Here is a 13,797-nt window from a genome sequence, read left to right on the forward strand (position 1 = left end):
GACGACCAACAGCACAGAGGGCACGGGGGAGGGCTGCACGATGACGGCCGAACTGGTCCGGGGGCAGAACCACCCCCTGTCCCGACACCGGGTGGAGATCGGGGTCACGGCGGATACGCCCGTCCTGGCCCTGGTCTCGACCGGTGACGACGAGGGTCGGATGCCCGGCCCCGAAGCGCTGGCCCACCCGGGCACCCGCGCCCTGCCCGGGCTGGAGGTGCCGGGGGCGTCGGCCGACCGGCACCGGTTCCCCCTGGACCTCGACGCCGTCGGGGCCGCGGTCCACCGGGTCCGTCTGGTGCTCGCGCTGCCGCGCGGGGGACCCGCGCGCTTCGGCGCGGTCCCGGCACCGCACGTGGTCGTGGCCGGCGCGGACGGCGTCGAGGTCGCCGCCTACACGGTGACCGGGCTGGACTCCGAGACCGCCGTGGTGGCCCTGGAGCTGTACCGCAGACAGGGCGCCTGGAAGGTCCGCGCCGTCGGCCAGGGCTACGCCGACGGGCTGGAAGCCCTGCTCGCCGACGCCGGACTGGCCGGTACGACCGCCACCGCACTGGCCGCGGCGGCTCTGGGTGAGGCCCCCCGGGAGGAGGACGCCGCCCTCCAGGTGGCCGTGACGGCGGCGCCCACCGCCGCGCGCCTCCTGCCCGGCGAGCCCCAGGCCGGCCAGACCCGGCCCGGCGAGGCCCAGGCCGGCGACACCCGGCCCGGTGACGCCCCCGGGCCGACGACCATCGACTACGCCCACCCGCGCCGCCGCCGCACCACCACCGAGCCGCCCGAGCCGGCGCCCACCGCCGATCCGCCCGGGGAGCCCGGGACACCGCCGCGCCCCGTCGCCGGGGACGCGAGCGGCTGGTCCATGGAGGAGCGGCTCTACAACCAGGTCTGGGGCATGTTCGAGGACCTGGCCCGCACGGTGGCCGCCTACCGCGGCGCCGTCGACTTCGCCGACTCCCGACTCGACCGGGAACTCGACGAGGCCCTCTCCGACCCCCGCGGCCGCCTCGCCGGCCCCGGCGACGCGGCGCGCGACGCCGCCCGCGAGCGTCGCGACGAACTCGTCGCCCGGGCCCGGGCAGTCCTGGACCGGGACCTCGCCCAACTGCGCGCGGAATCCGAGGTCGTCGAACCCGCGCTGCCGACCGCCTACGCCCGCTGGGACAACCCCGTCTGGCACGGCACGGACGTACCCCACGAAGTCCCACTCGCGCTGCGTCTCGGCGACCTGAGCCTGCCGGAGGCGCCGGGCCTGCGCGTACCGATGCTGATGCGGCTCCCGCTGGAGCGCGGCCTGTGGATCGACAACGGCCGCACCGGCTCCGAGGCCGCCATGACCATGGACACCGACCGGCTGCGCCGCCTCGCGATGGACATGGCCGTGGCACACGCGGTGCGGCTGCTCGCCGTCCACCCGGGCGGCCGGTACTGCGTCCACGTCATCGACGCGGCCGGGGCCGGGGCCGCCGCGCTGGCGCCCCTCGTGCGGTCGGGCGTACTGGCCGCCCCGCCCGCCACCGGGGCGGAGGGCGTCACCGCCACCCTGGAGCGGCTGACCCGACGGGTGGACCTCGTACAGATGGCGGTGCGCGCGGGCGCCCCCGAGGAGCTGCCCCCGGACGTCGACCCGGCCGACCACCTGCTGATCGTCCACGACTTCCCGCACGGCTTCGACGACCGCGCCGTCACCCGGCTGCGCTACCTGGCCGACGAGGGGCCGGCGGTCGGCGTCCACCTGCTGATGGTGGCCGACCGGGACGAGGCCTCGGCGTACGGGCCGCTGCTCGACCCGCTGTGGCGGGCGCTGATGCGCCTGTCGCCCGTACCCGACCACCACCTGGCCGACCCCTGGGTGCACCACGCCTGGACCTTCGAACCGGACCTGCCCCCGCAGCACAGCGCGGTGGTCGACCGGGCGCTGGAGCGGATCACGCGAGCCCGTCGCGGCGCCCGACCGTGAGGCGGCCCGGCGCTCCCATGACCTCTGAGTGACCCTTCACTGACCTTTCTTTGGTCTTCTCTTTACCTTCACCCCCTCCGGCGGCTACTGTGAGAACCGCGGAGGGGAGTATTCCTGCTTTCCTGCTACGGCGTGCCCGTCAATACGGACCCCACCCGGTCATACGACCGCGGTCGGTCCCGGGGCGCCGGCCCCCGGCCTCCAGGCCGCCCGGGTGGAAGAGACCTCCGGCAGCGATGACGCTGACACAGTGCTGAGCCATCCGCCGGAGGCGTGGACACATGGACGTTTCATTGACCCTCTGGGTGCTGACCATCGTCGGTCTGGGCATCCTCATCGGCGCCGACTTCCTGATCGGCCGCAAACCGCATGACGTATCGATCAAGGAGGCCGGTGTCTGGACGGTCGTCTGGATCGTCCTCGCCGTGCTCTTCGGCCTGGGCCTGCTGCTCTTCGGCAACGGCCAGGCCTCCCAGGAGTTCTTCGCGGGCTTCGTCACCGAGAAGTCCCTGAGCGTCGACAACCTCTTCGTCTTCGTCCTGATCATGGCGAAGTTCGCCGTACCGTCCCACCTCCAGCAGCGCGTCCTGCTGGTCGGCGTGCTGATCGCCCTGGTGCTCCGCGCGGTCTTCATCGCCGCGGGCGCGGCGATCATCGCGAGCTTCTCGTGGGTGTTCTTCCTCTTCGGCGCCTTCCTGATCTACACCGCCTGGAAGCTGATCCAGGAGGCGCGCAAGGACGAAGAGGAGGAGGAGTTCGAGGAGAACCGCCTCCTCAAGTCCGTCGAGAAGAAGTTCGGCGTCGCCGACCGGTACCACGGCACCAAGCTCTTCATCCGCGGCAACGGCAAGCGCGTCCTGACCCCGTTGATGGTCGTCATGCTCGCCATCGGCACCACGGACGTGCTGTTCGCCCTGGACTCGATCCCCGCGATCTTCGGCCTCACCCAGGACCCGTACATCGTCTTCACGGCCAACGCCTTCGCCCTGATGGGTCTGCGCCAGCTGTACTTCCTCATCGGCGGCCTGCTCAAGAAGCTGGTCCACCTCAGCTACGGCCTGTCGGTCATCCTCGGCTTCATCGGCGTCAAGCTCGTGCTGCACGCGCTGCACGAGACCGGGGTGCACGTCCCGCAGATCTCCATCCCGGTCTCCCTGGGCGTCATCTGCGGCGTCCTGATCGTCACGACCGTCACCAGCCTGGTGGCGTCCGGGAAGCAGGCGGCCGCCGAGGAGGCCGACCGCCCGCAGAGCGTCGACGCCTGATCCCCGGCGCCTACGCGGGGGCGGCCGCTTCGGCCGCCCCCTTCGCCGTGCCCGGGTCCGGGCCGGCCCCGGGCCCCGCGAGAGTGGGGTTCGTCTCCGGCAGGAGCGCGAAGCAGGCCAGGCTGAGCAGGGCCATACCGCTGAGGTACAGGGCCACGCCCCACGGCGGACCCGCGCCGTCCGCGAGCGTGGTCGCCACGATCGGGGTCAGGGCCCCGCCCAGCACGCCGCCCAGGTTGTAGCCGACGGCCGCCCCGGTGCACCGCACGCGCGGGGCGTACAGCTCGGGCAGGTACGCCCCCACCACCGCGAAGGTGGTCACCATGCCCACCAGGCCCCCCAGGAACCCCAGTGTCATCAGCAGTGGATCGGTGGTGCACAGCAGCACGATGAAGGGCGGCATCCACACCGCGCAGATCGCGCAGCCGATCAGGCACAGCGGCTTGCGGCCGTGGCGGTCGCCCAGCACCGCCAGCCAGGGGGTCAGCGCGCCCTTGAGCACGACGGCCGTCATGACGCAGGCGAGCATGACCGTGCGGTCCACGCCGAGACGCGTCGTCGCGTACGCCAGGGACCAGGTGGTGGTCGCGTAGAAGACGGCGTAACCCGAGGCCAGGGCCCCGCCGGTGAGCAGGAGCAACCGCCAGTGGCCGCGCACCACATCGGTGAGCGGGGCTCGCGAGCGCCGCCCCGTCTCCGCGAGCGCCCGGAAGTGCGGCGTCTCCTCCACCGACCGGCGCAGCCACAGGCCGGCCAACGCCGGCAGTCCGGCGGCCCAGAACGGCACCCGCCAGCCCCAGGAAGCGAACTGTGCGTCCGTCAGGGCGGCCGACAGCGCCAGGATCAACCCGTTGGCCAGGAGGAAACCCACCGGCGGCCCCAGCTGCGGGAAGCTCGACCACAAGCCGCGCCGGTCCTCGGGCGCGTGCTCGGCGGTCAGCAGGACCGCGCCGCCCCACTCGCCGCCCAGGCCGAGCCCTTGCAGGAAGCGCAGCACGAGGAGCAGGACGGGCGCGGCCGTGCCGATCGTGGCGTAGGAGGGCACGCAGCCGACCGCCACCGTGGCCAGACCGGTGAGCAGGAGCGAGCCGAGCAGCACCGGACGGCGCCCGTGACGGTCGCCGATGTGGCCGAAGAGGGCGGATCCGAGGGGGCGGGCGAGGAAGCCGATGCCGAAGGTGCCGAAGGCGGCGAGCGTCCCGGCGAGTGGCGAGAACGACGGGAAGAAGAGCGGGCCGAGCACCAGAGCGGCGGCCGTGCCGTAGACGAAGAAGTCGTAGAACTCGATGGCGGTCCCGGCGAGCGAGGCCAGGGCGAGTCGCGGCATCGAGGGGGAGTGGCCCGGGGAGGGGTGTTGTTGCATGGTGCGGCAAGTACCCCGCCCCGGGACCTCAGGGCGTGCGTTCGGTCATGATCGACCGGAAGGAGTGCCCGGGTGCGCCGTGTTGACCGGCGTCACCGGTACTACCAGCCGCGCTCGCGCCACTCGGCCAGGTGCGGCCGCTCGGCGCCGAGCGAGGTGTCGTTGCCGTGCCCCGGGTAGACCCAGGTCTCGTCCGGCAGCCGCGCGAAGAGCTTCTCCTCCACGTCGTCGAGCAGCCGGGCGAAGGCCTTCGGGTCGCCCCAGGTGTTGCCGACGCCGCCCGGGAAGAGGCAGTCGCCGGTGAACACGTGCGGGTGACCGTGCGGGTCGTCGTAGATCAGGGCGATCGAACCGGGGGTGTGGCCGACCAGGTGGCGGGCGGTCAGAGTGACCCGACCCACCGTGACCGTGTCGCCGTCCGCGACCAGGACGTCGGTCGGGACCGGAATCCCCTCGGCGTCGTGCTCGCCCGCGTACGTCCGCGCGCCGGTCGCCTCGACCACGGCCTGGAGCGCGCCCCAGTGGTCGCCGTGGCGGTGGGTGGTGAGGACGGAGGCGATGCCGTCGTCCCCGATCAGGTGCAGCAGCGTGTCCGCCTCGGCCGCCGCGTCGATCAGCAGCTGCTCGCCGGTGGCCCGGCAGCGCAGCAGGTAGGCGTTGTTGTTCATCTCGCCCACCGCGACCTTGGAAATCATCAGGTCCGCGAGTTCGTGCACGTCGGCAGGACCGCCGACCTTGACCGCTCCGCTGTACGTCATGACCCGATCCTAGAGCGGGGGGAGGGCGGGCAGGGCCCCGCCGTCGACGGTCAGGCCGGCGCCCTTGGATTCCCGGCCCGCGAGCCAGGCCAGGAGTTCGGCCGTCGGCCCGGTCAGGGTCACGGGCTGGCCCTCGGCGGACCCGGTGTGCCAGACGCGGTCGTCGTGCCGCGCCCTGAGGGTGACCGGGGGCACCTCCGGGCGGCCCGCCCAGCGGTCGGCGAGGAAGGCGATCTCGCGGCGCGCGAACTCCTCGGGCAGGTCGGCGAGGCCGTAGCCGACGTTCAGGTCCACGTGGTGCAGCTCCACCTCCACGAGCCGGCGGAACGGCACGTTGGCGGCGACGTCGGTCACACCGCCCCGGAGCTCGACCGTCCGCGACCAGTCCTGCGCGGACTCCCCGACGGCCTCGAAGCGGTCCGCGGAATGACGGACGTCCTCCAACTGTTGCACCAGGGGCCGGACGGAATCACGCTCGATGTCCGCGTCGCGGGCCTCGGCGCTCACGTACATCGGTCGCCCCTCCAGGACGTTGACGAGAGCGTCGGCGTTGCGGGCGAGGTGGGCCAGTACGTGACCGCGGCTCCAGCCCGGCAGGTGTGACCCCTCGGCCAAGGCGGCGTTGTCCAGTTTCGCGACCGCGGTCAGCAGCCGTTCCGTGGCTGCGCGTACGGATCGCAGGTCGTGCACATGATCAGTCATAAAGCCGAGCCTAGTGCGCGCGAGGCGTCGGCCACACGATCGGGTGAAGCCGCCCTACGCGTGCCATAAATCGAATGCGCGTGCTATACGCTCGGAAGTCAAGCACCACTCCATCGCAAACGCGCCCCCCATACCCTGGGACGGGGGCCCGTCCCCCGCTCTCTCAAGAAAGGTGCGGACCGGCGTGACCGACCGTCTCATCGTTCGTGGCGCTCGCGAGCACAACCTGAAGAACGTCTCGCTCGACCTGCCCCGCGACTCCCTCATCGTCTTCACCGGACTCTCCGGGTCGGGCAAGTCCTCCCTGGCCTTCGACACGATCTTCGCCGAGGGTCAGCGCCGTTACGTCGAGTCGCTCTCCTCGTACGCCCGCCAGTTCCTCGGGCAGATGGACAAGCCCGACGTCGACTTCATCGAGGGCCTCTCCCCGGCCGTCTCCATCGACCAGAAGTCCACCTCGCGCAACCCGCGCTCCACCGTCGGCACGATCACCGAGGTCTACGACTACCTGCGCCTGCTGTTCGCCCGCATCGGCAAGCCGCACTGCCCCGAGTGCCGTCGGCCGATCTCGCGCCAGTCGCCGCAGGCGATCGTGGACAAGGTGCTCGCGCTGCCCGAGGGCAGCCGCTTCCAGGTGCTCTCGCCGCTGGTGCGCGAGCGCAAGGGCGAGTTCGTGGACCTCTTCGCCGACCTCCAGACCAAGGGGTACAGCCGGGCCCGGGTGGACGGGACGACGATCCAGCTCTCCGAGCCGCCCACGCTCAAGAAGCAGGAGAAGCACACGATCGAGGTGGTCGTCGACCGCCTCACCGTGAAGGACTCCGCCAAGCGCCGGCTCACGGACTCCGTGGAGACGGCCCTCGGCCTGTCCGGCGGCATGGTGATCCTGGACTTCGTCGACCTCGCCGAGGATGACCCCGAGCGTGAGCGGATGTTCTCCGAGCACCTCTACTGCCCTTACGACGACCTGTCCTTCGAGGAGCTGGAGCCGCGCTCCTTCTCCTTCAACTCGCCGTTCGGCGCCTGCCCCGAGTGCACGGGCATCGGCACGCGCATGGAGGTGGACCCGGACCTGATCGTCCCGGACGAGGACAAGTCCCTTGACGAGGGCGCGGTCTCCCCGTGGTCGCTCGGTCACACCAAGGACTACTTCCAGCGGCTGATCGGCGCGCTCGCGGGCGAGCTGGGCTTCCGTACGGACATTCCCTGGGCCGGGCTGCCGCAGCGCGCCAAGAAGGCCCTGTTGTACGGCCACCGCACGCAGATCGAGGTCCGCTACCGCAATCGGTACGGGCGCGAGCGGGCGTACACGACCGCTTTCGAGGGCGCCGTGCCGTTCGTCAAGCGCCGGCACGCGGAGTCCGAGAGCGACGCGAGCCGCGAGCGCTTCGAGGGCTACATGCGGGAGGTGCCCTGCCCGACCTGTGAGGGCACCCGGCTCAAGCCGATCGTGCTCGCGGTGACGGTGATGGAGAAGTCCATCGCCGACGTCGCCGCGATGTCGATCAGCGAGTGCGCCGACTTCCTGGGGCAGCTGCGGCTCGACGCCCGCGGCAAGAAGATCGCCGAGCGGGTCCTCAAGGAGGTCAACGAGCGGCTCCGCTTCCTCGTGGACGTGGGCCTGGACTACCTGTCGCTGAACCGCGCCGCGGGCACCCTGTCCGGCGGCGAGGCCCAGCGCATCCGGCTGGCCACCCAGATCGGCTCCGGTCTGGTCGGCGTGCTGTACGTGCTGGACGAGCCCTCCATCGGCCTGCACCAGCGGGACAACCACCGCCTGATCGAGACCCTCGTACGGCTGCGGGACATGGGCAACACCCTGATCGTGGTCGAGCACGACGAGGACACCATCAAGGTGGCCGACTGGGTCGTGGACATCGGTCCGGGCGCGGGCGAGCACGGCGGCAAGGTGGTGCACAGCGGCTCGCTCAAGGACCTGTTGAAGAACGGCGAGTCGATGACGGGGCAGTACCTGTCGGGCAAGCGGTCCATTCCGCTGCCGGACGTGCGCCGTCCCGTGAACGGGGAGCGGAAACTGACCGTCCACGGCGCCAAGGAGAACAACCTGCGGGACATCGACGTGTCCTTCCCGCTGGGCGTGCTCACGGCCGTGACCGGTGTCTCCGGCTCCGGCAAGTCGACCCTGGTCAACGACATCCTCTACACGCACCTGGCGCGCGAGCTGAACGGCGCCCGGTCGGTGCCGGGCCGGCACACCCGCGTGGAGGGCGACGACCTGGTCGACAAGGTCGTGCATGTCGACCAGTCGCCGATCGGGCGGACGCCGCGGTCCAACCCGGCGACGTACACGGGTGTCTTCGACCACGTCCGCAGGCTGTTCGCGGAGACGATGGAGGCGAAGGTCCGCGGCTACCTGCCGGGCCGCTTCTCCTTCAACGTCAAGGGCGGCCGGTGCGAGAACTGCTCCGGCGACGGCACGATCAAGATCGAGATGAACTTCCTGCCGGACGTCTACGTCCCGTGCGAGGTGTGCCACGGCGACCGGTACAACCGGGAGACGCTGGAGGTCCACTACAAGGGCAAGTCCATCGCCGAGGTCCTGAACATGCCGATCGAGGAGGCGCTGGAGTTCTTCGAGGCGGTGCCGACGATCGCACGGCATCTGCGGACGCTGAACGAGGTGGGCCTCGGGTACGTCCGGCTCGGCCAGTCGGCCCCGACCCTGTCGGGTGGCGAGGCGCAGCGTGTGAAGCTGGCGTCTGAGCTGCAGAAGCGGTCGACGGGTCGGACGGTGTACGTGCTGGACGAGCCGACGACCGGCCTGCACTTCGAGGACATCTCGAAGCTCATCAAGGTGCTGTCGGGGTTGGTGGACAAGGGGAACTCGGTGATCGTCATCGAGCACAACCTCGATGTGATCAAGACCGCCGACTGGGTCGTCGACATGGGCCCCGAGGGTGGTTACGGCGGCGGTCTCGTCGTCGCCGAGGGGACGCCGGAGCAGGTCGCCTCGGTCGGGGCCAGCCACACGGGCAAGTTCCTGCGGGACATCCTGGGAGCGGACCGTATCTCGGACGCGGCCCCGGTCGCCGCGCCGGCCCGGAAGCGGGCCGCGGCGAAGAAGACGGCCGCGGCCAAGGCCCCTGCCAAGACCGCGGCCAAGACCGTCGCCGCGCCGAAGAAGGCGGCACGGGCCCGCAAGGCCTGACGCGCGGGCGGGCGGGGGTCGAACCCCCGTCCGCCCTCGCCTTGCCCGCCTCCTCCCCGCGCGCGCCCGCTCCGTACTCGCGGGCCGCCGGCTCCGGGCGGGGCGCCCACGCTGACCGGCGCGGGTCAGGCGGCCACGCCCACCGGTCGGCAGAAGGCGGACGGATCGTTCAGGCAGGCCAGGAGGGCGTCGTTTCCATCGCCCGCCACGCCTCGCTCTTCTACGCCGACGCCATGCCGATGGCCGCCTCGCTCTTCGCCGAGCCCGCACTGCTGACCCGCCACCGCGAGGCGTCCGGCAGATCGGCACCGGGCCCCACGTCATCCGTGACGCCCTGGCCGGGCACCTGCGCCGGGAGGGCGAGCGGGGGCGGCTGCGCCCGGACGCCGCTCCGGAGGCCGCCGCCGCGCTGCTGCTCGGTGCCTGCTTCCAGCGGGCCTTCTTCCGGCACTTCTCGGGCGAGGAGGTGGTGCGGCCCGTCGAGGAGTTCGGCCTCCGCCGTGGCCGGCACCCTCTGGGCGGCTATCGGCCGAGCTCCGCCGCGTACGGGGGTTCCGCGCCCGCCCGGGTACAGGTCAGCGCCGCCGCGTGGGCGGCGTAGGCCAGTGCTTCCGGCCAGTCCACCGGCCCGCCGGGGCCCACCAGGCGGTGCAGCAGCGCCGCGTTGACGGTGTCGCCCGCGCCGATGGTGTCGGCCACGGTCACGGGGCGGGCCGCCACCGTGTGCTCCGCGCCCTCCCGCGTCCGTACGGTCAGCCCCGCGGCGCCCCGGGTCAGCACCACCGCCGAGGGCCCGGCCGCGAGCCAGTGGTCGACCCGGCCGCCGAGCCAGGCCGCGTCCTCCTCCGACAGCTTCAACACGGACACGTACGGCAGCATGCGCAGGAAGCGCTCCCGGTAGGCGTCCGGGTCCGCGATCAGCGCCGGGCGGATGTTGGGATCGAGCAGGGTGAGCAGCCCGCGCCCGGATTCCCGGCGCAGCAGGGCCTCATACGCGCTCGCCCCCGGCTCCAGCACCAACGAACAGGTCCCGAGCGCCAGGGCCCGTGCGTCGGAGGGGAGCTCCGGCGGCAGGGCGAACAGCCGGTCGGCGGTGCCCTCGACGTAGAAGTGGTACTCCGCCGAGCCGTCGGGCGTCAGGGAGGGCACGGCCAGGGTGGTCGGCTCGGGCCCGCGCCGGACCAGCGAGAGGTCCACCCCGGCGGTTCGCAGCCCGGCCAGCAGGCTCTCGCCGAAGCCGTCGGTCGAGACCCTGGAGCAGAAGGCGACCCGCTCCCCGAGCCGTCCGAGCGCCAGCGCGGTGTTGTACGGCCCGCCGCCCGGCCGGGGCACGAGGGCTCCCGGCGGGTCCGCGAGGGGCACCAGGTCGATCAGGGCTTCTCCGCCGACGACGATCACGCGGGGGAAAGTACCCCATCGGGCGGCGGTATCGTCGGGTGGGCCCGGCCGGCCGCCGGCCCCACGACACCAGGAGCACCGCATGTCCGCGTCACAGTCAGCCGCCCGCCGTACCGTGCTCAAGGGCGCGGCCGCCCTCGCCGGCGCAGCCGGAGCCGGGCTGACCCTCGCGGCCTGCTCCACCGAGGCGGGCGGAGCGGCGGGGTCCCCGGCCGTGCCGGGCGGGCCGGTCGAGCTCGGCGCGGCGACCGACGTCCCGGTCGGGGGCGCGAAGCTGTACCGGGAGCAGAAGCTCGTCGTCAGCTGCCCGGCGGAGGGCCGGTACAAGGCGTTCAGCGCCCAGTGCACGCACGCGGGCTGCATCCTGGACAAGATCGAGGAAGGGCAGGGCAACTGCCCCTGCCACGGCAGCCGCTTCGACGTGGCCACCGGCAAGGTGCTGCGCGGACCGGCCGCCGACCCGCTGGCCGCCGTGCCCGTCAAGGCGGAGGGCGGCAAGCTCATCGCCGGCTGAGCGGCGGCGGGGGTCGGGGTCGGGGTCGGGGCGTCCGGCGGTCGGGGTCGTCCCGCCGGGGTCGCCTCATGAAGCGGCCCGATCCCGGCTCAGGCCGGGTCCCGGGTCGGTTCCCAGGCCCGGTCCCGGCTCAGTCCCAGTCCCAGGCGATGCCGAGGATGCCGCGCCGCACCGTCTCCTCCACCAGGTGTACGGCTCGGTGTCGTCCGCTCGGGGTCAGATCGCTCAGGCCGGTGCGCGGCGCGCCCGGGCCGCTGCGGGCGAAGCGCCGGCAGCGCACCGGCAGGGCCGCCTCGTCGAAGCGCACCTGGAGGACGTACTGGCCGCCGGAGTAGGTGAACCCGCGTACGTACTCGGTGCAGCGCCCGGCCGTGCCGTCCTCGAAGCCGTAGCCGAAGAGGTAGGTGTCGCCCGTGCGCAGCCGGGCGTCGAAGAGCAGCTCGGCGACCATCACCCCGGCCTCGCGGTGCCACCGTACGCGGCCGGTCCGGCAGTTCTCGCCCGCGCGGACGCGCATGCGCTCGGGGTCGCAGCCCGGGTCGCCGTGGTGGACGGCGAGGTAGCGGTCGACGCCGTCGCGATGGGCCCGTACGACGTGCTGCGAGGCGCGGTCCAGCAGCTCGCCGCCCGCGCCGACGCGCACCCGCTCGTGATGCCCGACCGTGTGGAGGCCGCCGTCGACGGGCAGTTCCAGGCCGGCCAGCAGGGCGTCCACCGCCGCGCCGGCGTCGACCAGCGCCCGGTACGGGCGGGCGGGCGGCCGGTTGGCGTCCGGCCCGGCGGTCCCGGGTGCGGGCAGCAGCCGCAGTAACGTTCCCTCGGGCAGCTCCAGGATCTGTTCGAGGGCCCCCACGGCCTTCAGCGACTCCGGGCGCCGTGGGCGGCGGGCTCCCTGCTGCCAGTAGCTGAGGCTGGTCACGCCGACCTTGATGCCCCGGGCGGCGAGCCGGTGCTGCACCCGGTGCAGGGGCAGGCCGCGGGCCGTCAGCGCGGCGCGCAGCGCCAGGTGGAAGGGCCCGGCGCGCAGCAGTCGCGGCAGGTCCGGGTCGCTGTCGGCGGTCGGCCGCACGGCGCCGCTCCTTCCTGTGAACGTTCACGGGCGCCGGGGCGGGGGACCGCGCCGGTGACCTCTGTGGTCCAGGTGACGGGACGGTCGCCGTTCACACCGGCGTCCCGACGTTCACACCGCGATGTCACGTCGCATTCAAGCCTGTTGACCTGCGCGCGACAACACCCTGATGCTCCTCCTCAGCGTCCGGACGCGCTCCTCCAATCCCCACTCCCCCCCACGGGAGGAACGCGATGCGCAACCCCGACCGGCGGCTTTCCCTGGCCGCCGCCTTCCTCACGGCCCTTCTGTTCGCACTGCCCGCCGGCACCGCCACCGCCGCCGAGGCCGGCACGCAGTCCACCCTGTCCACCCGGTCCACCCAGTCCTACAACCGCCTGAACATCACGATGCAGGCGCAGCAGAAGACCAACTGGTGCTGGGCCGCCTCCGGCAACACCATCGCCACCTGGTTCGGCCGCGGCTACAGCCAGAACCAGTTCTGCAACGCCGCCTTCAACCGCCAACAGGGCACCGAATGCCCCAACAACCAGGCCAGCTTGGGCAACGTCCAGACCGCCCTGCGCTGGGCGGGCATCAACCCCGGCTCCTACGTGACCGGCTGGCTCCAGTACTCGACCGTCCAGACCGAGATCAACGCCAACCGCCCGGTGGAAACCCGCATCCAGTGGTCCAACGGCGGCGGGCACATGCACGTCCTCTACGGCTACGACACCGCCGACAGCTGGGTGTACTGGGGCGACCCCTGGCCCTCCAACGACCGCTACAACTGGGCCTCCCACGCCTGGTACGTCGACAACGACACCTTCTCCTGGACCCACTCGCTCTACCGGATCGGAGCGTGACCGCGTGAACGCCGACCAGCTGCGCGCCGCCGCCGTCGCGGTCCTCGCCACCGCCGCCTGCCTGGTGCTGTCCCCGCAGGCCCAGGCCGCCCCCGTACCCCAGCCGCAGTCCGCGACCGCCGAGGTGAAGGCGGCGGCCGGGCAGGCGGCCGCCGCACCCGAGTCACTGGCCACCCTGTCCCGGTTCTTCGCACGGGAGGGCAAGGTCGCCGTGACCGCCGCGCGGCCGCGGGTGGAGGGCGAGGCGATTCTGGTGAACTACCTCTCGCCGGACTTCGTGGCGGGCAAGGCCGGGGCGTCGGTCGCCCGGTTGGAGTTCCTCGCGAGCAAGGCGGTCGCCTCGGACGGCCAACAGGCCTCGCTGTGGACGGCCCGGACGGAGGCCGGGTGGCAGGTGGTGAACATAGCCACCGGCGACGACGAGTTCCGCTACGCGCGGCTCGGGGAGCAGAAGCTGCCGGGCGGGACGGTGTTCCGGGAGCCGCAGATCGACGCGTGGTACGTGGCCCAGGGCGCGAGGGTGCTGCCGCTGGACGAGGACGCCGAGCGGGCCGTGGGCGCCGGGGGCACGAGCCTGGCGGCGTACCGGGCGCGGGTCGCGCGGGCGTACGGGGACAAGCTGCCGGGGTCGGCCTACGCGAAGGCCGGCAAAGCCGGGGGGTACGCGGAGGGCTCCGCCGCGGGCCCGACCGGTGGCGCGGCGGCCGGCTCCGCGGGTGCGTCCGCGGAGGTCGCCGGGGCCGCCGGGGCGCTG

The 13,797-nt window shown here is 72.8% G+C and carries 12 protein-coding genes; 6 read left to right on the plus strand and 6 right to left on the minus strand.

The features are described from left to right. Positions 1-40: 40 nt before the first annotated feature. Together E6R62_RS32985 and E6R62_RS32990 are read left to right on the plus strand one after the other, a co-directional pair. Positions 41-1,960, plus strand: coding sequence for a TerD family protein (locus tag E6R62_RS32985; RefSeq protein WP_136217165.1), 1,920 nt, complete (start codon positions 41-43; stop codon positions 1,958-1,960). Positions 1,961-2,241: 281 nt separating this feature from the next. Further along, positions 2,242-3,225, plus strand: a complete 984-nt coding sequence (locus E6R62_RS32990) for a TerC/Alx family metal homeostasis membrane protein (protein WP_136217166.1) — start codon at positions 2,242-2,244, stop codon at positions 3,223-3,225. A gap of 10 nt (positions 3,226-3,235) precedes the next feature. On the opposite strand, the gene E6R62_RS32995 is transcribed toward E6R62_RS32990, so the two are convergent. From E6R62_RS32995 to E6R62_RS33005, 3 genes are all read right to left on the minus strand, one after another. Continuing rightward, on the minus strand, positions 3,236-4,552 hold the full coding sequence (locus tag E6R62_RS32995) for an MFS transporter (RefSeq protein ID WP_136217177.1): 1,317 nt from the start codon (positions 4,550-4,552) through the stop codon (positions 3,236-3,238). A gap of 137 nt (positions 4,553-4,689) precedes the next feature. Then, positions 4,690-5,346 (minus strand): MBL fold metallo-hydrolase, encoded by a 657-nt coding sequence (locus tag E6R62_RS33000; RefSeq protein ID WP_136217167.1) that lies wholly within the window; start codon positions 5,344-5,346, stop codon positions 4,690-4,692. 9 nt (positions 5,347-5,355) lie between these two features. Continuing rightward, positions 5,356-6,048, minus strand: a complete 693-nt coding sequence (locus E6R62_RS33005; RefSeq protein ID WP_136217168.1) for a maleylpyruvate isomerase family mycothiol-dependent enzyme — start codon at positions 6,046-6,048, stop codon at positions 5,356-5,358. Between the two features lie 184 nt (positions 6,049-6,232). Between E6R62_RS33005 and uvrA the strand changes: the two genes are divergently transcribed. Continuing rightward, positions 6,233-9,217 (plus strand): excinuclease ABC subunit UvrA, encoded by a 2,985-nt coding sequence (gene uvrA, locus E6R62_RS33010; protein ID WP_136217169.1) that lies wholly within the window; start codon positions 6,233-6,235, stop codon positions 9,215-9,217. A gap of 220 nt (positions 9,218-9,437) precedes the next feature. On the opposite strand, the gene E6R62_RS33015 is transcribed toward uvrA, so the two are convergent. Together E6R62_RS33015 and E6R62_RS33020 are read right to left on the minus strand one after the other, a co-directional pair. Then, positions 9,438-9,728 (minus strand): hypothetical protein, encoded by a 291-nt coding sequence (locus tag E6R62_RS33015; RefSeq protein ID WP_136217170.1) that lies wholly within the window; start codon positions 9,726-9,728, stop codon positions 9,438-9,440. 11 nt (positions 9,729-9,739) lie between these two features. After that, the gene (locus E6R62_RS33020) at positions 9,740-10,615 is read right to left on the minus strand and encodes a carbohydrate kinase (protein WP_136217171.1); all 876 of its coding nucleotides are present in this window, start codon (positions 10,613-10,615) and stop codon (positions 9,740-9,742) included. 82 nt (positions 10,616-10,697) lie between these two features. Here E6R62_RS33020 and E6R62_RS33025 point away from each other — a divergent pair, with 82 nt between their 5' ends. After that, positions 10,698-11,129 (plus strand): Rieske (2Fe-2S) protein, encoded by a 432-nt coding sequence (locus E6R62_RS33025; RefSeq protein ID WP_136217172.1) that lies wholly within the window; start codon positions 10,698-10,700, stop codon positions 11,127-11,129. A 130-nt stretch (positions 11,130-11,259) separates the two neighbouring features. Here E6R62_RS33025 and E6R62_RS33030 read toward each other — a convergent pair whose 3' ends face one another. Further along, on the minus strand, positions 11,260-12,198 hold the full coding sequence (locus E6R62_RS33030; RefSeq protein ID WP_136217173.1) for a hypothetical protein: 939 nt from the start codon (positions 12,196-12,198) through the stop codon (positions 11,260-11,262). Positions 12,199-12,431: 233 nt separating this feature from the next. Between E6R62_RS33030 and E6R62_RS33035 the strand changes: the two genes are divergently transcribed. Together E6R62_RS33035 and E6R62_RS33040 are read left to right on the plus strand one after the other, a co-directional pair. Further along, on the plus strand, positions 12,432-13,043 hold the full coding sequence (locus E6R62_RS33035) for a papain-like cysteine protease family protein (RefSeq protein WP_136217174.1): 612 nt from the start codon (positions 12,432-12,434) through the stop codon (positions 13,041-13,043). A 67-nt stretch (positions 13,044-13,110) separates the two neighbouring features. After that, a partial coding sequence (locus tag E6R62_RS33040; protein ID WP_240802037.1) for a hypothetical protein occupies positions 13,111-13,797 on the plus strand: 687 nt, incomplete at its 3' end.

The sequence above is a fragment of the Streptomyces sp. A1136 genome (assembly GCF_004795055.1).
Lineage (GTDB): Bacteria > Actinomycetota > Actinomycetes > Streptomycetales > Streptomycetaceae > Streptomyces.